Genomic DNA, 22,869 nt, shown 5'->3' with positions numbered 1-22,869 from the left:
GAGCATGTCCATGACAGCCATCGATTCATCCGCGGCCAAACGGCCGCCCAAGCAGGGACCGGTCATTCATGACTGGCGCCCGGAAGACCCGCAGTTCTGGGCCACCACCGGCAAGGCGATCGCCACGCGCAACCTGTGGATCTCGATTCCCGCGCTGCTGCTGGCGTTTGCCGTATGGATGGTGTGGAGCACGGTGATCGTGCGGTTGAATGCCATCGGTTTCGGCTTCAGCACCGACCAGCTGTTCTGGCTGGCGGCACTGCCGGGGCTGTCCGGCGCGACGCTGCGCATCTTCTACTCGTTCATGGTGCCGGTGTTCGGCGGCCGCCGCTGGACCGCGATCAGTACCGCCTCGCTGGCGATCCCCGCGCTGTGGATGGGCTTCGCCGTGCAGAACCCGGAGACGCCCTACAGCGTGTTCGTGATCATCGCGCTGCTGTGCGGCTTCGGTGGCGGCAACTTCGCCTCGTCGATGTCCAACATCAGCTTCTTCTACCCCAAGGCACAGCAGGGCACTGCGCTCGGCCTGAACGCCGGCCTGGGCAACCTTGGCGTGTCGGTGATGCAGTTCAGCGTGCCGCTGCTGATCGGCATGGGCCTGTTCGGCGCCGCCGGTGGCCAGCCGCAGGAACTGGCCGATGGCGGCCAGCTGTGGCTGCAGAATGCCGGTTTCATCTGGGTGCCGTTCATCCTCGCGGTGACCGTCGCGGCCTGGTTCGGCATGAACGATCTGTCGTCGGCACGCGCCTCGTTCAGCGAGCAGGCGGTGATCTTCAAGCGCAAGCACAACTGGCTGATGTGCTGGCTCTACCTGGCGACCTTCGGTTCGTTCATCGGCTTCGCCGCCGCGTTCCCGATGCTAATCAAGACCTCCTTCCCGGAAGTCAACGCACTGAGCTTCGCCTTTCTCGGCCCGCTGGTCGGCGCCCTGGTGCGTCCGCTGGGCGGCTTCGTGGCGGACAAGCTGGGCGGCGCGCGCGTCACCCTGTGGAACTTCGTGGTGATGATCGCTGCGGTGTTCGGCGTGCTGCAGTTCCTGCCCGAGGCCGGACAGAGCGGCAACTTCTACGGCTTCCTCGCCATGTTCATGCTGCTGTTCGTCACCACCGGCATCGGCAACGGCTCCACCTTCCGCATGATCCCGGTGATCTTCCGCACGCTGCACGAGCGCCGTGCCGGCAAGAACGCCGCCGCCCGTGAGGAAGCGCTGCGGGCCGCCGGCAAGGAATCGGCCGCGGTGCTGGGCTTCAGCTCGGCGATCGGTGCCTTCGGTGCGTTCTTCATTCCCAAGTCGTTCGGCTCCTCCATCGCCCTCACCGGCGGCCCGGAGATGGCCATGTACGGCTTCGTTGCCTACTACGTGACCTGCATTCTGGTGACCTGGTGGTGGTACTCGCGCAAAGGCGCTGAGACCCCCTGCTGAGTCGACTTCGAGATTAAAAGTAGAGCGCAGGCACGACCTGCGCTCAGTCTGAGAGGAAAGAAACGATGAGTTACCTACTCGACCAGCTGCGCTTTTTCAATCGCAAGCAAGGAGAGTTCGCTGACGGACACGGCGAAACCCGCATCGAATCGCGTGACTGGGAAAACGTCTACCGCTCGCGCTGGCAGTACGACAAGATCGTGCGTTCCACCCACGGGGTGAACTGCACCGGTTCGTGCTCCTGGAAAATCTACGTGAAGAACGGCCTGATCACCTGGGAAACCCAGCAGACCGACTACCCGCGCACCCGTAACGACCTGCCCAACCACGAGCCGCGTGGCTGCCCGCGTGGCGCGAGCTACAGCTGGTACATCTACAGCGCCAACCGCCTGAAGTACCCCAAGGTGCGCAAGCCGCTGCTGAAACTCTGGCGCGAGGCACGCCGCAACATGGCGCCGGTGGATGCCTGGGCCAGCATCGTCGAGGACAAGGCCAAGGCCGAATCGTACAAGAGCAAGCGCGGCATGGGCGGCTTCATCCGCTCCAGCTGGGACGAGGTCAACGAGATCATCGCCGCCGCCAACGTCTACACCGTCAAGCAGTACGGCCCGGACCGCGTGGTCGGCTTCTCGCCGATCCCGGCGATGTCGATGGTTTCCTACGCTGCCGGTAGCCGCTACCTGTCGCTGATCGGTGGCGTGTGCCTGTCGTTCTACGACTGGTACTGCGACCTGCCGCCGTCCTCGCCGCAGGTGTGGGGCGAGCAGACTGACGTGCCGGAATCGGCCGACTGGTACAACTCCAACTACATCATCGCCTGGGGCTCCAACGTCCCGCAGACGCGTACCCCGGACGCGCACTTCTTCACCGAAGTCCGCTACAAGGGCACCAAGACCGTGTCGATCACCCCGGACTACTCCGAGGTGGCCAAGCTCACCGACCTCTGGCTGAACCCCAAGCAGGGCACCGACGCCGCGCTGGCGCAGGCCTTCGCCCACGTCATCTTCAAGGAATTCCACCTCGAGAAGCCGAGCGCGTACTTCACCGACTACGCCAAGCGCTACACCGACATGCCGATGCTGGTGCTGCTCAACGAGAAGAACGGCAGCTTCATCGCCGATCGCTTCCTGCGCGCCTCCGACCTGACCGGCAACCTCGGCCAGGACAACAACCCCGAGTGGAAGACCATCGGCGTCGACGCCAACGGCGAGCTGGTATCCCCGCAGGGTTCGATCGGCTACCGCTGGGGCGAGAAGGGCAAGTGGAACATCGAGGCCCGCGAGGGCGGCGCCGGTCGTGAAGTCGATCTGCGACTCAGCCAGATCGACAGCGGCGAAACCGCCGAGATCGCCTTCCCCTACTTCGGCGGGCAGGTTCACGAGCACTTCACCGCGGTCGAGGGCGACGAAGTCCAGCTGCGTCGCGTGCCGGTACTCAGCGTCACCCTGGCCGACGGCCGCAGCGCCAAGGTCGCCAGCGTGTTCGACCTGATGGCCGCCAACCTGGGTATCGCCCGTGGCTTGGGCGGCAGCAATGTCGCCGCCAGCTACGACGACGCCAGCGTGCCGGGCACTCCGGCCTGGCAGGAAAAGATCACCGGCGTGGCGCGCGAGAAGGCGATCCAGATCGCCCGCGAGTTCGCCGACAACGCCGACAAGACCAAGGGTCGTTCCATGATCATCGTCGGTGCGGCGATGAACCACTGGTACCACATGGACATGAACTACCGTGGCCTGATCAACATGCTGATGTTGTGTGGCTGCGTGGGTCAGACCGGTGGCGGCTGGGCCCACTACGTCGGCCAGGAGAAGCTGCGTCCGCAGTGCGGCTGGCTGCCGCTGGCCTTCGGCCTCGACTGGAGCCGTCCGCCACGCCAGATGAACGGCACCAGCTTCTTCTACAACCACAGCTCGCAGTGGCGTCACGAGAAGATGAGCATCCACGAAGTGCTCTCGCCGCTGGCCGACAAGTCGCAGTTCCCCGAGCACATGCTCGATTACAACATCCGCGCCGAACGTGCCGGCTGGCTGCCGAGCGCCCCGCAGCTCAACCGCAACCCGCTGCAGATCTGCCGTGATGCCAAGGCCGCCAGCATGTCGCCGGTCGACTACGTCACCAAGTCGCTGAAGGACGGCACGCTGCGCTTCTCCTGCGAGCAGCCGGACAGCCCGGAAAACTTCCCGCGCAACATGTTCGTCTGGCGTTCCAACCTGCTGGGTTCCTCCGGCAAGGGCCACGAGTACATGCTCAAGTACCTGCTGGGTACCAAGAACGGCGTGATGAACGAAGACATCGGCAAGCGTGCCGACGGCTTCAAGCCGACCGAGGCCGAGTGGGTCGACGACGGTGCCATCGGCAAGCTCGACCTGGTCACCACCCTCGACTTCCGCATGTCCTCCACCTGCGTGTACTCCGACATCGTCCTGCCGACCGCGACCTGGTACGAGAAGGACGACATGAACACCTCGGACATGCACCCGTTCATCCACCCGTTGTCCGCGGCGATCGATCCGGCCTGGGAAGCCAAGTCCGACTGGGAAATCTACAAGGGCATCGCCAAGGCCTTCTCGAAGATGGCCGAAGGGCAGCTGGGCGTCGAACAGGATCTGGTCACCGTGCCGCTGCTGCACGACACCCCCGGTGAGCTGGCGCAGCCGTTTGGCGGCACCGACTGGAAAACCGAGGGCAAGGACCCGGTGCCGGGCAAGAACTGCCCGAACATCACTGTGGTCGAGCGCGACTATCCGAACACCTACAAGAAATTCACCTCCCTCGGCCCGCTGCTGGACAAGCTGGGCAACGGCGGCAAGGGCATCAACTGGAACACCGAGCACGAGGTCGAGTTCCTCGGCGAGCTGAACTACAAGGTGCGCGAGGAGGGCGTCAGCCAGGGCCGGCCGAAGATCGAAACGGCCATCGACGCGGCGGAAGTGATCCTCTCGCTGGCGCCGGAAACCAACGGCCACGTCGCCGTGAAGGCCTGGGCCGCGCTGTCGGAGTTCACCGGCCGTGACCACAGCCACCTCGCGCTGCCCAAGGAGCACGAGGCGATCCGCTTCCGTGACATCCAGGCGCAGCCGCGCAAGATCATCTCCAGCCCGACCTGGTCCGGCCTGGAAGACGAGCACGTGTCGTACAACGCCGGCTATACCAACGTTCACGAGCTGATCCCATGGCGCACCATCACCGGCCGCCAGCAGTTCTATCAGGATCACCCATGGATGCTGGCATTCGGCGAGGGGCTGATGAGCTACCGGCCGCCGATCAACACCCGTTCCACCGGCTACGTGCAGGGCAAGAAGTCCAACGGCAATCCGGAGATCGCGCTGAACTGGATCACCCCGCACCAGAAGTGGGGCATCCACTCCACCTACACCGACAACCTGATCATGCTGACCCTCAGCCGTGGCGGCCCGATCGTGTGGATGAGCGAGATCGACGCGAAGAAGGTCGGCATCGAGGACAACGACTGGATCGAGTGCTTCAACGCCAACGGCGCCCTGACCGCCCGTGCGGTGGTCAGCCAGCGCGTGATGGAAGGCATGGTGATGATGTACCACGCCCAGGAACGCATCGTGAACGTGCCCGGCTCCGAGACCACCAAGACCCGCGGCGGCCACCACAACTCGGTGACCCGCGTGGTGCTCAAGCCCACCCACATGATCGGCGGCTACGCCCAGCTGGCGTACGGCTTCAACTACTACGGCACGGTCGGTTGCAACCGCGATGAATTCGTCGTGGTACGCAAGATGAAGAACGTCGACTGGCTCGACGGCCCGAACGGCGATGCACTGCCGCAACCCCTGCCGCAAGATATCTGAGGAAAAAGGCCATGAAGATTCGTTCACAAGTAGGCATGGTCCTGAACCTGGACAAGTGCATCGGCTGCCACACCTGCTCGATCACCTGCAAGAACGTCTGGACCAGCCGCGAAGGCATGGAATACGCCTGGTTCAACAACGTCGAGACCAAGCCCGGTATCGGCTACCCGAAAGAGTGGGAAAACCAGGACAAGTGGAAGGGCGGCTGGGTACGTAACGGCGACGGCAGCATCAACCCGCGCATCGGTGGCAAGTTCCGCGTGCTGGCGAACATCTTCGCCAACCCGGACCTGCCCTCGATCGACGACTACTACGAGCCGTTCGACTTCGACTACCAGAACCTGCACACCGCGCCGATCTCCGATCACCAGCCGGTGGCGCGCCCGCGCTCGCTGATCTCCGGCCAGCGCATGGAGAAGATCGAGTGGGGTCCCAACTGGGAAGAGATTCTCGGCACCGAGTTCGCCAAGCGCCGCAAGGACAAGAACTTCGACAAGGTGCAGGCCGACATCTACGGCCAGTACGAGAACACCTTCATGATGTACCTGCCGCGCCTGTGCGAGCACTGCCTCAACCCGGCGTGCGCGGCGGCCTGCCCGAGCGGTGCGATCTACAAGCGCGAGGAGGACGGCATCGTCCTCATCGACCAGGAGAAGTGCCGCGGCTGGCGTATGTGCATCAGCGGCTGCCCGTACAAGAAGATCTACTTCAACTGGAAGAGCGGTAAATCCGAGAAGTGCATCTTCTGCTTCCCGCGCATCGAGGCCGGCATGCCGACCGTCTGCGCCGAGACCTGCGTGGGCCGCATCCGCTACCTCGGCGTGCTGCTGTATGACGCCGACCGCATCCTCGAAGTGGCCAGCACGCCCAACGAGCAGGACCTCTACCAGAAGCAGCTGGACATCTTCCTCGACCCGTTCGATCCGAAGGTCATCGCCCAGGCGCAGGCCGACGGCGTGCCGATGTCGGTGATCGAGGCCGCGCAGAAGTCGCCGGTGTACAAGATGGCGGTGGACTGGAAGCTGGCCCTGCCGCTGCACCCGGAATACCGCACGCTGCCGATGGTCTGGTACGTGCCGCCGCTGTCGCCTATCCAGAACGCCGCCAGCGCCGGCCACGTCAGCATGGACGGCGTACTGCCGGACGTCGACAGCCTGCGCATTCCGCTGCGCTACCTGGCCAACCTGCTCACCGCCGGTGACGAGAAGCCGGTCAAGCTGGCGCTCAAGCGCATGCTCGCCATGCGTGCCTACAAGCGCGCCGAGCAGGTCGACGGCGTGCAGGACCTCAAGGTGCTGGAGAGCGTCGGTCTTTCGGTTGCCCAGGTCGAGGACATGTACCGCTACCTGGCCATTGCCAACTACGAAGACCGCTACGTGATCCCGACCGCGCACCGCGAGGAAGCCATGAGCGACGCCTTCGCCGAGCGTTCCGGCTGTGGCTTCAGCTTCGGCAGCGGTTGCTCCGGCGCCTCGGACACCAACATGTTCGGTGCGAAGAAGGCCAACCGTCGCGACGTGATCAAGACCGTCCAGTTGTGGGAGGACTGAGCATGCGCATCCTCAAGGTGATTTCCCTGCTGCTCGACTATCCCGAGCAGGCGCTGCGCGATGGCCATGCCGAACTGGCCGAGGCCATCGCCGCGGCTCGCGAGATCAGCCCGGCGCAGCGCGCCGCGCTGCGCAGCCTGCTCGACGAGCTGGCTGCCGGCGATCTGATGGACGTGCAGGAGCGCTACACCGAGTTGTTCGACCGCGGCCGCACGCTGTCGCTGCTGCTGTTCGAGCACGTGCACGGCGAGTCGCGTGACCGTGGCCAGGCGATGGTTGACCTGATGGCGCAGTACGAAGCCGCCGGGTTCGCCATCGGCGTGCGCGAGCTGCCGGACTACATCCCGCTGTACCTCGAGTACCTCGCCACCCGCGAGGACCTCGAGGCCCGCGAGGGGCTGGCCGACGTGGCACACCTGCTGGCATTGCTCGCCGCACGTCTGGAAGAGCGCCAAAGCCCGCACGCGGCGTGCTTCCACGCGCTGCTGCAGATTGCTGGCGAGACCGTCGAACAGGCCGTCGGCGAACTGCGCGAGCTGGTCGCCGCGGAGGAGCGCGACGATTCGCTGGAAGCGCTGGACAAGGTCTGGGAGGAGGAGCAGGTCAACTTCCTCCAGGCCGAGCAGCAGGACCGGTGTCCATCCATGCCGAGCGGGCCGGGCAAGGTCCGCGAGGAAAGCCCGGTGCCGCTGCACTGGACCGATTTCAAGCATGACGGGCAAGCCGCGCTGGCCCAGGAGGTGCGTTAATGTCTAACTTCAATTTCCTGCTGTTCGGGGCCTATCCCTACATCGCCCTGGCGATCTGCCTGATCGGCAGCTGGGCGCGTTTCGATCTGTCGCAGTACAGCTGGAAGGCCGGTTCCAGCCAGATGCTCCAGCCCAAGGGCATGCGTCTGGCGAGCAACCTGTTCCACGTCGGGGTGATCTTCATCCTCTGCGGCCACTTCGTCGGTCTGCTGATGCCTGAGGCGCTGTACCACTCCTTCATCACCAGCGGTCAGAAGCAGGTGGTGGCGATGGTTTCCGGTGGCTTCTTCGGCATCCTCTGCCTGATCGGCCTGGTCATGCTGATCCAGCGCCGCCTCGGCGATCCGCGCGTGCGCGCCTCGTCCAGCCGTTCCGACATCGCGATCCTCTTCGTGCTGCTGGCTCAGCTGGTCCTCGGCCTGCTGACCATCATCGCCTCGCTCGGCCACCTCGACGGCTCGGTGATGGTGCTGCTGGGCACCTGGGCGCAGAGCATCGTCACCCTGCAGCCGGTCAAGGCCGCGGGCGCCATCGAGACGGTCAACGTGGTGTACAAGCTGCACGTGTTCCTCGGCCTGACCCTGTTCGTGCTGTTCCCCTTCACCCGTCTGGTGCACATCGTCAGTGCGCCGGTGTGGTACCTGGGCCGGCGCTACCAGATCGTCCGGCAGAAGGGCGTCAAGCCGGCCATGCCGCGCCCGCAGCGGCCGCGTGGCTATGAGTCTCCGGTAGCCACCAGCGGTGTGGCTGCTCCGCAGCCGGGCTTCGCCGCAGGCAAACTCAAGGATGGCGTGAACTGAGTCGATGGGCGGCCGGTGCCTGACACCGGCCGCCACGGCTGAACCGAATTTCGAGCTTGAGTGAGGTAACCATCATGGGTTGTGGATGCGGCGGTACGGGTGGCGGCGGTGGCTGCGGCGGTGAAACGCGGCCAGCGGTCGAACTACCGGTGGAGGCGCCCCTGTTCGAGGAGCTGCCCAACGAGAGCGACGAACAGGCCGAAGAGGTGCAGCAAGCCGCACCGGTGCTGATCGCCACCAGCGAGCAGGAATGGCCGCGGGCCAAGGTCAACGGCGTGGCGATCAGCCCCGAGGCGATTGCCCGTGAACTGCAATACCACCCGGCCGATACGCGCAACGAAGCGGTATTCCTCGCCACCCAGGCGCTGGTGCTGCGCGAGTTGCTGCAGCAACGCATCGCCGAGCTGGGCCTGCAGGTGACTGCAGAAAATGGCGAGAGCGAAGAAGAGGCCGCCACCCGTGCGTTGATCGAAAAAGAGATTCCACTGCCGCTGGCCGATGATGCGACCTGCCAGCAGTATTACCAGAGCAATCAGTCGCGCTTCTTCAGCGCACCTCTGCTGGCCGTGCGGCACATCCTACTCGCCTGTCCGGCGGATGACGACGAGGCCCGCAGCCTGGCGCGCGAACAGGCGCAGGCGCTGCTCGAACAACTGGCGCAGACGCCACAGCGCTTCGCCGAACTGGCCGAGGCACACTCGGCCTGCCCATCCAAGGCTCAGGGCGGTGCGCTCGGTCAGATCAGCAAGGGCCAGACCGTGCCCGAGTTCGAGCGCCAGCTGTTCCGTCTGCCGCAGGGGCTGTGCGGTCAGCCGCTGGAGAGCCGCTACGGCTTCCATCTGGTGTTCGTCGACCAGCGCATCGAGGGCCAGCAGCTGCCTTACGAGGCGGTAGCCGGCACCATCCGCGCGGAGCTCAACCAGCGCGTCTGGCAGATCGGCGTCAGCCAGTACCTGCAGAACCTGGTCGCTGCGGCGAACATCGAAGGCATTCGCATCCAGGGCGCGGACACGCCGCTGATGCAGTAACGGCGGGTAGGGTGGATGGCGTTTCGACCATCCACCGTCTCGCGACGCGCCATCCCCCACGACGTACAGAGAGCTTGGCGATGACTCAACTACGCGATGCCCACGACCGCCAGATCGACTACCTGCGCATGTCGGTGACCGATCGTTGCGACTTCCGCTGCGTCTACTGCATGGCCGAGGACATGACCTTCCTGCCGCGCCAGCAGGTGCTCGGCCTGGAAGAACTGGAGCGCATCGCGCGCATCTTCGTCGGCCTGGGGGTGAAGAAGATTCGCCTCACCGGCGGCGAGCCGCTGGTACGCCAGGGCATCGTCGGTCTGTGCGAGCGCATCGCCGCGCTGCCGGGCCTGCGCGAACTGGTGATGACCACCAACGGCTCGCAGCTGGTCAAGCTTGCCGAACCGCTGGCACGCGCCGGGGTCAAGCGGCTGAACATCAGCCTGGATAGCCTGGACGCGGAGAAATTCCATGCCATCACCCGCACCGGCGAGCTGCAGCAGGTACTCGACGGCATCGCCGCGGCGCGTGCCGCCGGCTTCGAGCGGATCAAGCTCAACGCCGTGGTGATGAAGGGTCGCAACGCCGAGGAAGTCGCCGATCTGGTGGATTTCGCCATCGCCAGCGGGCTGGACCTGAGTTTCATCGAGGAAATGCCGCTGGGCGACGTCGGTCGCTCGCGCGGCGAGAGTTTCTGCTCCAGCGACGAGGTGCGCGCGCTGATCGCCGAACGCCACGCGCTGATCGACTCGGCCGAGCAGAGCGGCGGGCCGGCGCGCTACGTGCGGCTGCCGGCGCATCCGCAGACGCGCATCGGCTTCATTTCGCCGCATTCGCACAACTTCTGTGCCACCTGCAACCGCGTGCGCCTGACCGTCGAAGGCCGCCTGCTGCTGTGTCTCGGCCACGAGAACTCCATCGACCTGCGCGGTCTGCTGCGCCGCCATCCGACCAGCGACCAGCCGATCATCGACGCCATCCACGCCGCGCTGCAGCGCAAACCGCTGCGCCACGAGTTCGCCAGCAGCGGCGAGGTGCAGGTGCTGCGCTTCATGAACGCCAGCGGCGGCTGAGCCGTCGCGGCCGGAGGGTGCCATGCTGCGCATCAGCTATTTCGCCCGTTACCGTGAACTGCTCGGCTGCGAGTTCGAACGTTTGCCCTGGCGGCCGGAGTTCGCCACCATCGACGATCTGCGCCGCTACCTGCAGCGTCGCGGGCACGCCTGGGCGCTGCTCGCCGAGCGCAATCTGCTGTGCGCGCGCAATCAGGAGCTGTGCAGCAGCGCCGAGACGTTGCACGATGGCGACGAGATCGCCTTCTTCCCGCCGGTCACTGGCGGCTGAGCGACGCATCGCGCGGCCCGCGAACGAGGCCGGCGACACGAACCACCCGCCACGGGGAATGGTCCCCGGGCAGCCGCAGGCTCGGCCTGCGCCACCTCTTCTTCTATGGAGTTTCGAGCAATGGCTCACCTGTCCAACACCGAGTTTCAGTCGCTGAACATCGCCGTGCTCACGGTGAGCGACACCCGCGACATCGATTCCGACACCTCCGGTCAGGCGCTGATCGACGGCCTCACGAACGCCGGCCACAGCCTGGCCGAGCGCGCCATCGTCAAGGACGACATCTGGCAGATTCGCGCGCGCGTCTGCAGCTGGATCGCCAGCGAGCACGTGCAGGTCGTGCTGATCACCGGCGGCACCGGCTTCACCGCCCGTGACAACACCCCGCAAGCGGTACAGCCGCTGCTGGACAAGTCCGTCGACGGTTTCGGCGAACTGTTCCGCCACTTCTCGCTGGGCGAGATCGGCACTTCCACCGTGCAGTCGCGCGCCCTGGCCGGCATGAGCAACGGCACCCTGGTCTGCTGCCTGCCCGGCTCGACCAACGCCTGCCGCACCGCCTGGAACAAGATCCTCGTCGAGCAGCTGGACAGCCGCACCAAGCCGTGCAACTTCGTACCGCACCTCAAGGCCTCGGCGGTCGTCTACTGCGGGCCACGCTCATGAGCGCCTGCGGCTGCGACACCAGCGGACTGAAGCCGGTCGACGAGGCCATCGAGGCGCTGCTGGCGCGGGTGCCGGCGCTGCCGGCGGTGGAGCACGTGGCGCTCTCCGATGCGCTCGGCCGAGTGCTGGCCGAGCCGCTCGCCGCTCCGTTCCCGGTGCCGGCGTGGGACAACAGCGCGATGGACGGTTACGCCCTGCGCGCCGCCGATCTGCCGGCCGAAGGTGGCTGGCTGCCGTTGGCCGGGCGCATCGCCGCGGGTGATGCCGCCGACCAGCAACTGCCGGCCGGCCACGCGGTGCGTATCTTCACCGGCGCGCCGCTGCCGCCGGGTGCCGACACCGTGGTGGCGCAGGAGGACTGCCAGATCGAGGCCGAGCGCGTGCATTTCCCCGGCGTCAGCCTCGGCGCCCATGTGCGTCGCCAGGGCGAGGAACTGCAAGCCGGTACGCCGGTGCTGGAAGCCGGTAAACGCCTGCGTCCGCAGGAGCTGGGGCTGCTGGCGAGCTTCGGCATCGCCCGCGTGGCGGTCTACCGGCGCCTGCGCGTCGGCCTGCTGTCCAGCGGCAACGAGCTGCGCGAACCCGGCCAGCCGCTGGCGCCGGGGCAGATCTACAACTCCAACCGCTACTGCCTGCTCGGCGTGCTGCGCAGCCTCGGGCTGGAAGTGCACGACTATGAAGTGCTGGTCGACGACCTTGACGCCAGTCGCAAGGCCCTGGCGCAGGCGGCAGCCGAGTGGGACATCCTGATCACCTCCGGCGGCGTTTCGGTGGGCGAGGAGGATCACCTCAAGCAGGCGATCCGCGAACTCGGCGAGCTGCACCTGTGGCGCCTGGCGATCCAGCCGGGCAAGCCGCTGGCCTTCGGTGAGGTCAACGGCAAACCGTGGATCGGCCTGCCGGGCAATCCGGCGGCGGCGCTGATCACCTCGCTGGTGGTGGCTCGGCCGTTCCTGCTGCGTGCGCAGGGCTGCCGCGATGTGCTGCCTACGCCGCTGCGCCTGACCGCCGGCTTCGCCTGGCGCAAACGCAACAACCGCCGTCAGTATCTGCGCGCGCGGCTGGAGCAGGTCGATGGCGAGCTGCGCGTCTGCCTGCATCCGCGCCAGGGTTCGGCGATGCTGACCTCCGCCAGCTGGGCGGATGGCCTGGCCATCGTCGAGCGCGAGCGCACGCTGGAAGAGGGCGAAACCGTCGAGTATCTGCCGTTCAGCGCATTGCTCGGCTGAGATACGAAAACGCCCGGTCGATGATGAGTCGACCGGGCGTTTTTGCGTCTGCGGGTCAGGCCCGGTGGCGCTGCGGCAGCATCCGCTGCAGGGTGCCGTCGCGGCGTACGTACTGGTGGAACAGCGCGGCGGCGGCATGCAGGCCGATCAGCCAGTAGCCGGCGACCGCCAGGGTTTCATGCAGCTCCTTGAACTGACCGGCGAGGTCCTTGTTGGCGTCGATCAGCGCCGGCAGCTCGAGGCCGAAGAACGGAATCGGCTTGCCGGCCGCGCTCAGCGTCAGCCAACCCAGCAGCGGCAGGCCGATCATCAGTGCGTACAGCGCCAGGTGCATCAGCTTCGCCAGCGCCTGTTCCCAGCCGGCGCCCGGCACTGCCTTCGGCGCCGGGTGCAGCCAGCGCGCCAGCAGTCGCAGCCAGACCAGCGCAAACACTGCCATGCCGAGCATGAAGTGCCAGTGTTTGAGCAGCTCGCGCGGCTCGCTGCCCTTGGCGAAGTTGACTCGCAGTTCGATGGTCGCGTAGACCGCCGCGATCAGCAGCAGCATCAACCAGTGCAAGCCGATGGACAGCCGTCCGTAGCTCGCCACACCCGTTTTACCGTTCATTTCACCTGCTCCACGTAGGGGTAACGGAGGGTGATTCTAGGCGGCGAAACTTAAGCGAAACTTAGCCGGCCTGCCGCGCCGGCGCACCTCAACCGACGATCCTCAGCGCACTCTGACCGTTGCCCTGGCGCTGCACCTGGATCTGCACCGGAATGCGCTCGTGCATTTCCGCGACGTGGCTGATCACCGCCACCTTGCGACCCTGGGCCTGCAGCGAATCCAGTGCGTCCATGGCGATCTGCAGCGACTCGGGATCGAGGCTGCCGAAGCCTTCGTCGATGAACAGCGACTCGATCCTGAGCTTGCTCGAGGCCATCGAGGCCAGGCCCAGCGCCAGCGCCAGCGAAACGAGGAAGGTCTCGCCGCCGGACAGCGAGTGCACCGAGCGCAGCTCGTCGCCCATCTCGGTATCCATCACCAGGAGGCCCAGCGGACTTCCGCCGCGCTTGAGCCGGTAACGCCGCGCCAGCTGGCGCAGCTGCACGTTGGCGTGCTGCACCAGCAGGTCGAGGTTGTAGACCTGGGCGATCTTGCGGAAGGCACCGCCGTCGCTGGAGCCGATCAGCGCGGCGATACGCCCCCAGCGCTGATGCTCGGCCCGTGCGGCGTCGATCTCGGCAAGCAACGCCTGGCTCTGGCTGCGGCGTTTGTCGTCGTCGATCAGTCTGGCGCGGGTTTCCGCGCAGTGCTGGTCGGCCAGCTCGCACTGCTGCAGTTGCTCGGCGTGGCGTTGCTGCAGCTGCCCGGCGTCCGGTGTTTCGCTCTGCTGCTGGTTGTGCAGGTTCAGGCGGTTGAGGCAGCCATCCAGACGCTCGCGACAGCGGGTCAGGGTTTCGCTGTTCTGCTGCAGGCGCTGACGCGCCTCGGCGATCAGCTGGTCGTCCATGTGCAGCAGCTGCGCGAGGGTGGCGTCGTCCAGCTGCGGATGGTCGGCGCGCCAGGTGGCGAGTTCGGCATTCAACGCGTCGCGTTCCTGCGCCAGTTCGGCGTGGCGCTCGCGACAGTTCCGCTGCTCGCTGTGCAGCCGCGTCAGGCCGAGCTTGCTGTCGTTGAGCTGTTGATCGATCGCGACCTGCGCCTGACGTGCGGTCTGGATGGCCGCATCCAGCTGCTGTTGCCAGGCGCTGGCGCTGGTCTGTTCGCCGAGACTGGTGCGCAGCGCCTGCTGGCTGGCCAGCAGCAGTTTCTCGCGCTCGCTCAACCGCGCGTTGCAGCTCGTCTGTTTCTCCTGGCGATGGCGTTGCTGCAGGTGCTCGTCGTTGCGGCGCTGCTCGCACTGGCGCAGCTCCTCGGCCAGCTCGCTCTGCTGTTGCAGCTGTTGCAGCCGCGTGGCGATGCTGGCGTCCAGCTGCATGAAGGTCTGCGCCGGGTTCTCGCGCCAGCGCTGCAGCTGCTCGGCGGGCAACAGTTCGGCAAACGCCTGCAGTTCCTCGTCGAGTTGTTGGCTGTCGCGGGCGAGCGCATCGCGTTGGCGGGCGAGTTGTTGAGTTGCTTCGACACAGGCTTCGCGTGCCGCTTGCCAGGCCTGCTGCAGGGTTTCGCTGCGCTGTTGCAGGGCGAGCAGTTGCTGCTGGCGCTGGCTGGCACTGGCGATCTGGTCTTTGAGATTGGTCAGCTGCGCTTGCAGCCATTGCGAACGCTCGGCTTCCGGCTGCTGCAGCAATTGTGCATGCGCAGGCAGGGCGAGCAGACGCGGCGCCAGAGCCTGCAGCTGCGCGTCGACTTCGCCCTGGCGCTGCTGCGTCTGGCGCAGCTGCGTGCTGAGTGCGACGTGGTGGTCACGCAGCTCCTGCAGACGCTGATCCTGTTCCTGCAGCGCCTGCTGCGCGCGCTCGGCCTCGCGGTCATCGTGGCGGTCGAGGCTGGCAACCAGCGCATCGGTCTGGTGCCAGGGATGCTCGCCGCTGCCGCAGACTGGGCAGGGCTCGCCGGGGACCAGCGCCGCGCGCAGCGCCTCGACATTCTCGCTGCGCGCCAGGCGCTGGCGTTCGAGCAGGGCGAGAGTGACCTTGAGCGCCTGCTCGGCGGCGTCGCGTTCGCTGCGGACCTGTTTGCCCAGCGGCACCAGGCTGTCCAGCTCGGCCTGCTGGCGACTGTGGGCGTCGCTCAGTTCGCGCTGGCTGGCGACGAGCGTGAGCTGCTGCGACCAGAGCTGATGCAGCGCATCGGTTTCGCGTTCGGTCTGGCGCCAATCGTCGAGCTGGCGATGCAACTGGGCCAGCTGTTCGGCCAGCCCGATCTCGCTGTCGCGTTCGCCTTGCAGGCTATCCAGCGCCGCTCGCGCCTGGCTTTGCTGCGCCTCCGCGGCTTCAGCCTGCGCTTGCAGCGCGGGGAGTTCGCTCTGCCCTTGCTGCAGCCGCGCCGCCAGCTGCACGGCCTGTTGCAGACGTGGCCGGTAACCGCCCCAGGCGGCACAGAGCGTTTGCAGCGCGGCGCTCGTGTCGAGTTGCTGGGTCAGCGTCGCGAGCTGTTCGGCGGCGCGCTGCTGTTGTGCGTCGAGCTGCTTGAGGGTTGCCTCGCCGGCACTGACCGCGACATCGGCCTGGGCGCTTTCTTCGCGGATTGCGGCAAGGTCGGCGTTCAGATGGCTGAGGCGTTCCTCTTCGCGGCGTGCCTGCGTCAGCCTCGGCTCGGCCGTCTGCCGCGCCTGTTCGGCTGAGCGCAGGTCATTGCCGGCTGCTGCGCATTGGCTCTGCAAGCTGTCGAGACGTTGCTGCAGGCTTTGTTCCTCGTACTGCAGGCGCGTCAGGCTGTCGGCGGCTTTGCCCAGCAGCGGATCGAGTTCCTGCTGACGTAGAAAACGATGGCGCTGCGGCGCGAGCAATTCGAACAGCTCGAGAATGCGCCGGGCCTCGGCCAGGCTCTCGCGCTCGTCTTCAGCGTCCTGCAGTTGCTGGCGGGCGGTATCGCGCTCGCCTTCCAGGCGCTGCAGCTCGCTGAGCCATTGCCGCTGGGTTTCCAGCACCTTGAGCTGCTGTTGCAGCTGCTTCAGTTCGTCGAGCTGGGCCTGATGTTCGCGCTGCAGTGCTGCACGCTGCTCCGGCTCCAGCGGCTGCAGACCGCCGGCCTGCTGTTCCAGGCGGGTCAGGCTTTCCTTCGCCTGCTTGGCGGCCTCGAAGGCGGCCTGGCCGAGGCGGCTGTAAAGGCCGGTGTCGGTGAGCTTTTCCAGCAGGGTGCCGCGCTCGTTGTCGTCGGCCTTGAGGAAGGCGGAGAACTCGCTCTGCGCCAGCAGCACGGCGCGGGTGAACTGCGCCAGGGTCAGCCCCAGGCGCGCTTCGAGCAATTCCTTGAACTCGCGCTTCTTGCCGCTGGCCAGGAGCGTGCCGCTGTCGAGATCCGTAAGGCTCTGGCTGCTGGCCTGCAGGCGGCCGTCGATCTTCTCGCGGGCGCGTTTGACCTCCCAGCGGGCGCGGTAGCGGTGGCCGTCGACCCCGACGAAATCCACCTCGGCATAGCCGCTGCCGCAGCCGCGGCGCAGCAGGTTGCGCTCGTCGCCGCCGCCGATCTCGGCTTCGACGTCGGGGACCTTGTTCAGCGGCGAGACGCTGTCCAGGCGCGGCGTGCTGCCGAATAACGCCAGGCAGAGGGCGTCGAGGATGGTGCTCTTGCCCGCACCGGTAGGCCCGGTGATGGCGAACAGCCCGGCGCTGGCCAGTGGTTCGGCGGTGAAGTCGATGACCTGCTCACCGGCCAGTGAGGCCAGGTTCTTCAGGCGGATGGCGAGGATTTTCATCGCTCAATTTCCTCACTGGCGAACTCGACGCGTTGCAGGAGCGTGGCGAAATCGTCCAGCGCCTGTTCGTCTGCCGGGTTGCCGTACTGTTCTTCCCAGGCGCGGGCGAACAGCTCCTGCGGGCTGATCTGGTCGAGGCCGAGCAGCACTTCCGATTCCGTTTCGCCGCGTCGGCCGGCGTATTCGCTGGCGATGCGTACCAGCCGGCAGGCCTTGCCGGCGATCGCGGTTTCGATGCGCTGGCGCAGGTCCGGCAGCGGCTCGTCGAGCAGCACGCGTACTTCCAGCCAGGGCAGGTTTTCGTCGAACAGCCCGGTGGGCGGCAGCGCCTCCAGCGCGGTGATGACCTCGGCCAGCGGCGCTCGGCCGATGCGGATCATCTCCACCGCACGTGGCACCGGCAGGCTTTCGACCTGCGCCAGCTGCTCGCCGTCGAGTTCGACCAGCAGCACCTGATGCGCGTAGTTGACCTCGGCGAAGGACAGCGGCAGCGGCGAGCCGCTGTAGCGGATGCGCGCCTGCCCGGCGACCTGCTGCGGCTTGTGCAGGTGGCCGAGGGCGACATAGGCGACCGATTCGGGAAACAGGCTGGCCGGCAGCGCTTCGGCATTGCCGATGACGATGTTGCGCTCGGACTCCTCCGATACCGCGCCGCCGGCCATGTGCGCATGGCTCATGGCGACCAGCGCCTGGCCCGGCTGGCGTGCGGCCTCGGCGGCAGCGATGAGCCGCTCATGCACCTGGCGAATGCCGGTCATGTAGTCGTCGCCCAGTTCCACGCCGGTGACCTCGGCCGGGCGCAGGAAGGGCAAGGTGAGGCACCAGGCGGCGGTATTGCCAGCGGCGTCATGCAGCGGCACCAGCAGCCGCTGATGGTCGAGCTGGCCCTCGGCGACCCAGCTGATGCGGCCGACGGCGTGGGCATTGAGGCGCTTCATCAGGGGCGCCGGCAGCTCGATGCGCCCGCCCGAGTCGTGGTTGCCGGCGATCATCACGATGTCCAGCTGCGGCAGTTTCTCGTGGGCGCGGACGATGAAGTCGTAGAGGCGCTCCTGGGCCTTGAGTGGCGGATTGACCGTGTCGAACACGTCGCCGGCGATGAGCAGAGCGTCGGCGCGCTGGGCGATCAGCTGGTCGAGCAGCCAGGCGAGGAACTGCGCGTGTTCGTGGTCGCGGTCCTGGCCGTGGAGGGTCTGGCCGAGGTGCCAGTCGGAGGTGTGGATCAGGCGCATGGGCGTTGGGCTCTTGCTGAGCGAAGGTGGGCGCGCCGCGGCAGCCGGCCGGGGCGCGATTTGTTTGGGGATTTTGGTGGGGCGGGGCGCAATGCCCGGTGTTTGGGCGTGACGCTTTCCGTAGGGTGGAAAACCGCGCAGCGTTTTCCACCTTGTTGGGCGCCTATGCCTGCGAACGGCGCAGCGCTTTGCTCGGCCGGAGCTACAGGTTGCGCCTTGCACGGCGCGTCACTTTCTCTTGTTTCGCCAAGAGAAAGTAACCAAAGAGAAGGCGCCCCCTGCATCCGGGTCTGGCCGCTACGCGACCAGACTTCCCTCACTCCGGCATTGCTCCGGGGGCACGTCACGAAGGGGCATCCCTGCCCCTTCATTCCTCGCTCGGCGTCCATGCCTCGCGTCCCCCTACGCAACGCCTGCGTTCGGCCTCCTGAAGGGGGAGGAAGTCCGAGTTGCCTGAAGGCACAGCGGCTGGCTTCGCTTCTCTTCGCTTTGTTTCTTGGATTTGCCTTTCGCTTTTCCATGCACGGCCTAGTAGGCGAAACCCGATTCCCCTTCAGGAGGGTGAGCGGAATCGTTGCGCAAGGGGTTGAGCCGCATGGACGCGGCGAAAGGCTTAAAGGGCCAAGAATGGCCCTTGTAAGCCGACCCCTAGAGCGGCGATGGAGCGAACGGACCCTGCGCGCGGCGCAGGGCCGGATGCAGGGGCGCGTTTTCTTTTGCTTACTTTTCTTTGCGCCGGGCGGCGATCCGCGTCCAAAGAAAAGTGAGGCGCCGTGCAAGGCGCAACCTGTAGCTCGGGCCGAGGAAAGCTCCACGTCAGCCACAAGCGTGCGCGCCACCCACGGTGGAAAACGCTGCGCGGTTTTCCACCCTACGACTTCTCCGATGGCGGGGAACAGTGACGCGTCGTGCAGCGCGCACCCTGTGGCCGCTGCCGAGCCAAGCCAACCCCTCACGAGTACAACCACCCCTTCAACGCCAGCAGATTCCCCACCTGCAGCTGCTGCGCCGCCGCATTCGCCTGCACCGTGTTCGGATCGATCCCGAAGCGCTGCAGCACGTACTGCACCAGCGCGCCGCGCGTCTCGACCGGCAGCTGGCCGTCGGCCATGCCGTAGTCCACTTCGATGATCGCCTTCTGCGCCGGGCTCAGCCGTGCGTCCGGCTCGATCAGCACGGTCACTGGCGTGTTCCACGCCTCATCCTGCTCGCGGGTGTGTTCGCTTGCGTCCATCAGGTCCGGCTCGCCGCGGAAGCGGCTGAGGACGAAGTCGCGGTAGGCGCGGTTCTTCTCGCAGTAGGCGCGCACGTGCCAGCGCATGCCGGTGAAGACCAGCGTGTGCGGCGCCATCACGCGGATCTCCACCGCCGGGTTGGCCAGCGACACGTACTCGGTCTCCAGCCGCAGGCCCTCGCGACAGGCCAGCAGGATCGGTCGCAGCACTTCCGGACGAATGCTGCGGTCCGGCACCTGCAGCACCTCGGTGTGTGCGTAGGCCAGCGCCAGACCTTCGATATGCGGCGCGCGCATGCGGTTCTGGTCGAGCAGATGCAGGTAAGCGCTGGCGCTGGCGTCGATGAAGCGTGGGCGGAAGTTCTTCGCCGGCTTGTAGCCCTTCAGGTGACGGTCATATGTCAGGTTTTTCGGCGCATGTTCGTTGAGGTAGGTGTTGATGTCCTTCGACGCCTGCTGCCGGCTGATGCCGAAGCTCTGCATCAGATGGCCCGTGGTCAGGCGGCCTTCCCACCAGGCGACCGTTTCGATCAGGCGGTAGCGCAGGGCGAGGTCCCAGCGGATGTGGCTGAGCGATTGTTCCCTTTTCATGGCGGCGGTTCCGTTCGAAAACTTTACATGCCTCTGTCTGCATGCTCGACGTGTCGTCGGACGCTACATATATTCGGGGCGTGATTCAAGCCGATTCAGCCGAAGGAGGTCGCGATGAGTCTGTTGTGGCAAGCCGTGGGTATGTCATCCGTCGCCCTGGTCGCGATGGGGCTTCTGGCCTGGCTGGCGTATGCCGAGCGCGAGGGCGGATAGCCCTTGCCTAGAGCCGTTAGGTGACAGTTGAACGAGTGGTCGTGGCTTCCCGATGAGCGGCGGGAGATTCCGAGTAGAACGCGTGGTCTTTGTCTGCAGGCTACCCGTGTCGAGATGCTGCATGAAGACGATGTCGCGCCACCTGGCAGAGAATTTTTCCGCGCAATACCGCACGCGTGTGGAGCCGCAATCCGATGGACAACTGCTGGTGCGGGTGTCCTATCCCATCAATGGCGTCGAGGCGATCCGCGTGATTGGCGGGCGGCAGGTGCAGAACACCCTGCTGGTCGAGACGCTGCTCGAAGACATTCGCAACGAGCTGGCCCGCTCGGGCTGAGGCGCGCCGTCAGCCGCTACGGCCCGCTGGCTGCGCGGCCGGCAGACGAATCGTCACCCGCAGGCCACCCAACGGGCTTTCGCCCAGCTCCCAGCTGCCGCGCCAGGCGGCGATGATGTCGCCGACGATATCCAATCCCAGACCATGTCCCTGCGCCGCTTCGTCCAGCCGCATGCCGCGGCCGAGCGCCTTGGCGCGCAGCGGCGCGGGAATGCCGGGGCCGTCGTCGTTCACTTCGATCTGCCAGTCGCTGGCGCTGCGCGTGATGTTCAGCGTGACGGTGTGGCCGGCCCATTTGCAGGCGTTGTCCAGCAGGTTGCCGAGCAGCTCCAGCATGTCCTCGCGATCCCACGGCAGGCGACAGCTCGCCGGTGCCTGCCAGCGCAGGTCGAGGTCGCTGCGGTGGATGGTCGCCAGGGTGTCGAACAGCGCGGGCAACTCGACGTCGCAATCGAAATGCGCGCCGGGCAGTACGTCGCCGGCCAGGCGTGCACGGCCCAATTCGCGGCTGACGCGCTGCTGGATCTGCGCGAGCTGTTCCTGCAGCGCGGCCTGCAGCTCCGGATGGGCGGCGAATTCATCGCGCTGGGTCAGGCTGCCGAGCACCGCCAGCGGAGTCTTCAGCGCGTGGCCGAGGTTGCCGAGGGCGTTGCGCGAGCGTTTCAGGGTGTCGTCGGTGTGCTGCAGCAGATGGTTGATCTGCTCGACCAGCGGTTGCAGCTCCAGTGGCACGTTGCCTTCCAGCTGCTGGCGCTGGCCTTGCTGCAGCTGGGCGATCTGCTGGCGGGCGCGCTCCAGCGGCCGCAGCGCCAGGCTAACCGCGTAGCGTTGCAGCAGCAGGAACACCAGCAGCGCCACGCCGACCAGGGCCAGCCCGCTCAGGCGTACGCGGGCGAAGCTGTCGAGGATCGGCGTGTAGTCCTGCGCCACGGCAATGACGATCGGCTGACCGTCGCGCTGATACTCGGCGCGGTAGGCGAGCAGGCGTTGCTCCTGCGGGCCGTCGAGCAGTTCGGCGGCCATGCCGGGCTCGGTTGGCCATGCCGGCGTGGCATCCCACAGCGAGCGCGAGCGCCACAGGCGATCCGGCAGCTCGATCTGGAAGTAGTGCCCGGAGAAGGCCCGGTGGTAGCGCGGGTTGAGCCGCTTGGTGTCGAGCTGGATGCCGTCGGGGCCGCGCACCACGGCGATCAGCAGCCCTTCGGCCTCCTCGCGCAGGTCGGTTTCCAGGCTGCGCTTGAGGCCGGCCTCGAACAGCCACAGGCTGGTCTGCAACAGCAGCAGGCCGACGATCACCAGGATCGCCACCAGACCGAAACTGAGACTGCGCTGGATCGATTTCAAGGCGCACTGCCGAAGCGGTAGCCCTGGCCGCGGCGGGTTTCGATCAGCTCGCGGCCGAGTTTGCCGCGCAGCCGGTTGATGTGCACCTCGATGACGTTCGAGTCGCGCTCGGTTTCACCGTCGTACAGGTGCTCGGTCAGCTGCGTCTTGGACAGCAGCTGGCCGGGATGCAGCATGAAATAGCGCAGCAGACGGAATTCGCCGGCAGTCAGCTCGATCTCCTGGCCATCCTTGCGACAGCTCTGGCGCGCTTCGTCCAGCGCCAGGCCGCCGGCCTCCAGCAGCGGTTGGTTGGCCACGCCATGCGCACGGCGCAGCAGCGCCTGGATGCGCAGCAGCAGTTCCTCGGGGTGAAAGGGCTTGGTCAGGTAGTCGTCGGCGCCGGCTTTCAACCCTTCGATGCGCTCGGCCCAGGAGCCGCGCGCGGTGAGGATCAGCACCGGTGTGGCGAGGCCGCGTGCGCGCCAGTCGCGCAGCACCTCCAGCCCCGGCTTGCCGGGCAAGCCGAGGTCGAGAATGATCAGGTCGTAGGGCTCGCTGGTGCCCTGGTAGTCGGCGTCGCGACCGTCCGCCAGCCAGTCGATGGCATAGCCCTGACGGGTGAGGCTGGCGGTCAGTTCGTCGGCCAGCGGTACGCTGTCTTCGACCAATAACAGGCGCATCAGTCCACCTCATCCTTGAGCAGCGTGCCGTCGCGCGCATCGAGTTCCAGTTCGCGAGCCACGCCGTTGCGGGTCAGCAGTTCGATTTCGTAGACATAGCGGCCGTCCTCTTCCTCCAGTTCGGCTTCCAGCAGGCTGGCGCCGGGATGCCGCTGCAACGCCTGCTGCAGAAGGTTTTCCAGCGGCTGGATCAGGCCGTCCCGACGCAAGCGCAGGGCTTCGTCCTGATCCAGGTCGCGGCTCGCCGCCGGGTTGGCGGCGAGCAGCAGTGCCAAGGGGAGCGTCATGAGGAGAGGGGCACGCATGGCT

Annotated in this window: 18 protein-coding genes; 11 read left to right on the top strand and 7 right to left on the bottom strand. The window is 66.5% G+C overall.

Features of this window, described 5'->3' with window-relative positions:
- Window positions 1-10: 10 nt before the first annotated feature.
- The 10 genes from AC0ZJQ_RS16140 (at window position 11) to AC0ZJQ_RS16095 (ending at window position 12,607) form a co-directional block, all read left to right on the top strand.
- Window positions 11-1,423, top strand: coding sequence for a NarK family nitrate/nitrite MFS transporter (locus AC0ZJQ_RS16140; RefSeq protein WP_008569768.1), 1,413 nt, complete (start codon window positions 11-13; stop codon window positions 1,421-1,423).
- A gap of 65 nt (window positions 1,424-1,488) precedes the next feature.
- Window positions 1,489-5,244, top strand: coding sequence for a nitrate reductase subunit alpha (locus AC0ZJQ_RS16135; protein WP_476476932.1), 3,756 nt, complete (start codon window positions 1,489-1,491; stop codon window positions 5,242-5,244).
- 11 nt (window positions 5,245-5,255) lie between these two features.
- A complete protein-coding gene (gene narH, locus AC0ZJQ_RS16130) occupies window positions 5,256-6,794 on the top strand; it encodes a nitrate reductase subunit beta (RefSeq protein ID WP_008569770.1) in 1,539 nt (512 codons plus the stop codon).
- Window positions 6,795-6,796: 2 nt separating this feature from the next.
- Window positions 6,797-7,543: a nitrate reductase molybdenum cofactor assembly chaperone gene (gene narJ, locus AC0ZJQ_RS16125; protein ID WP_155550676.1), complete on the top strand. Its 747-nt coding sequence runs from the start codon at window positions 6,797-6,799 to the stop codon at window positions 7,541-7,543.
- A complete protein-coding gene (narI, locus tag AC0ZJQ_RS16120; protein WP_476476931.1) occupies window positions 7,543-8,343 on the top strand; it encodes a respiratory nitrate reductase subunit gamma in 801 nt (266 codons plus the stop codon). The genes narJ and narI overlap by 1 nt, the downstream gene beginning before the upstream one ends.
- A 74-nt stretch (window positions 8,344-8,417) precedes the next feature.
- The gene (locus tag AC0ZJQ_RS16115; RefSeq protein WP_476477784.1) at window positions 8,418-9,371 is read left to right on the top strand and encodes a peptidylprolyl isomerase; all 954 of its coding nucleotides are present in this window, start codon (window positions 8,418-8,420) and stop codon (window positions 9,369-9,371) included.
- An 80-nt stretch (window positions 9,372-9,451) separates the two neighbouring features.
- Window positions 9,452-10,441 (top strand): GTP 3',8-cyclase MoaA, encoded by a 990-nt coding sequence (moaA, locus tag AC0ZJQ_RS16110; RefSeq protein WP_102827786.1) that lies wholly within the window; start codon window positions 9,452-9,454, stop codon window positions 10,439-10,441.
- A gap of 22 nt (window positions 10,442-10,463) precedes the next feature.
- Window positions 10,464-10,712, top strand: coding sequence for a MoaD/ThiS family protein (locus tag AC0ZJQ_RS16105; protein ID WP_008569775.1), 249 nt, complete (start codon window positions 10,464-10,466; stop codon window positions 10,710-10,712).
- 120 nt (window positions 10,713-10,832) lie between these two features.
- Window positions 10,833-11,378, top strand: coding sequence for a molybdenum cofactor biosynthesis protein B (gene moaB, locus AC0ZJQ_RS16100; RefSeq protein ID WP_476476930.1), 546 nt, complete (start codon window positions 10,833-10,835; stop codon window positions 11,376-11,378).
- Window positions 11,375-12,607, top strand: a complete 1,233-nt coding sequence (locus tag AC0ZJQ_RS16095) for a molybdopterin molybdotransferase MoeA (protein ID WP_476476929.1) — start codon at window positions 11,375-11,377, stop codon at window positions 12,605-12,607. The genes moaB and AC0ZJQ_RS16095 overlap by 4 nt, the downstream gene beginning before the upstream one ends.
- Before the next feature lie 55 nt (window positions 12,608-12,662).
- Here the strand turns inward: AC0ZJQ_RS16095 and AC0ZJQ_RS16090 are convergent, their stop codons facing one another.
- The 4 genes from AC0ZJQ_RS16090 to AC0ZJQ_RS16075 all read right to left on the bottom strand — a co-directional run bounded on the left by AC0ZJQ_RS16090 (window position 12,663) and on the right by AC0ZJQ_RS16075 (window position 20,004).
- Window positions 12,663-13,214: a cytochrome b gene (locus AC0ZJQ_RS16090; protein WP_102827784.1), complete on the bottom strand. Its 552-nt coding sequence runs from the start codon at window positions 13,212-13,214 to the stop codon at window positions 12,663-12,665.
- Window positions 13,215-13,302: 88 nt separating this feature from the next.
- Complete coding sequence (locus AC0ZJQ_RS16085) at window positions 13,303-16,947, bottom strand: SbcC/MukB-like Walker B domain-containing protein (protein WP_476476928.1); 3,645 nt, start codon at window positions 16,945-16,947, stop codon at window positions 13,303-13,305.
- Window positions 16,944-18,179, bottom strand: a complete 1,236-nt coding sequence (locus AC0ZJQ_RS16080) for an exonuclease SbcCD subunit D C-terminal domain-containing protein (protein ID WP_476476927.1) — start codon at window positions 18,177-18,179, stop codon at window positions 16,944-16,946. Before AC0ZJQ_RS16080 ends, AC0ZJQ_RS16085 begins: the two co-directional genes overlap by 4 nt.
- Window positions 18,180-19,131: 952 nt before the next feature.
- Window positions 19,132-20,004, bottom strand: coding sequence for a helix-turn-helix transcriptional regulator (locus AC0ZJQ_RS16075; protein WP_314017934.1), 873 nt, complete (start codon window positions 20,002-20,004; stop codon window positions 19,132-19,134).
- 334 nt (window positions 20,005-20,338) lie between these two features.
- Here AC0ZJQ_RS16075 and AC0ZJQ_RS16070 point away from each other — a divergent pair, with 334 nt between their 5' ends.
- Window positions 20,339-20,554 carry a DUF3509 domain-containing protein gene (locus AC0ZJQ_RS16070; RefSeq protein ID WP_102827780.1) on the top strand — a complete coding sequence of 72 codons (216 nt, stop codon included), beginning with the start codon at window positions 20,339-20,341 and terminating at the stop codon, window positions 20,552-20,554.
- A 9-nt stretch (window positions 20,555-20,563) separates the two neighbouring features.
- Here AC0ZJQ_RS16070 and AC0ZJQ_RS16065 read toward each other — a convergent pair whose 3' ends face one another.
- Genes AC0ZJQ_RS16065 through AC0ZJQ_RS16055 form a run of 3 tightly spaced genes read right to left on the bottom strand, consistent with a single transcriptional unit; the run spans window position 20,564 to window position 22,865 of the window.
- Entirely contained in the window at window positions 20,564-21,898 is a 1,335-nt protein-coding gene (locus AC0ZJQ_RS16065) for a sensor histidine kinase (RefSeq protein ID WP_476476926.1), read from the bottom strand.
- The gene (locus tag AC0ZJQ_RS16060; RefSeq protein WP_476476925.1) at window positions 21,895-22,560 is read right to left on the bottom strand and encodes a response regulator transcription factor; all 666 of its coding nucleotides are present in this window, start codon (window positions 22,558-22,560) and stop codon (window positions 21,895-21,897) included. The genes AC0ZJQ_RS16065 and AC0ZJQ_RS16060 overlap by 4 nt, the downstream gene beginning before the upstream one ends.
- Complete coding sequence (locus tag AC0ZJQ_RS16055; RefSeq protein ID WP_476476924.1) at window positions 22,560-22,865, bottom strand: PepSY domain-containing protein; 306 nt, start codon at window positions 22,863-22,865, stop codon at window positions 22,560-22,562. Before AC0ZJQ_RS16055 ends, AC0ZJQ_RS16060 begins: the two co-directional genes overlap by 1 nt.
- Between the last annotated feature and the right edge of the window lie 4 nt (window positions 22,866-22,869).

This window comes from Stutzerimonas sp. 21-1 (assembly GCF_056336065.1).
The sequence above is the reverse complement of the archived record's forward strand: the minus strand, read 5'-3'. Positions and strand labels throughout refer to the sequence as shown.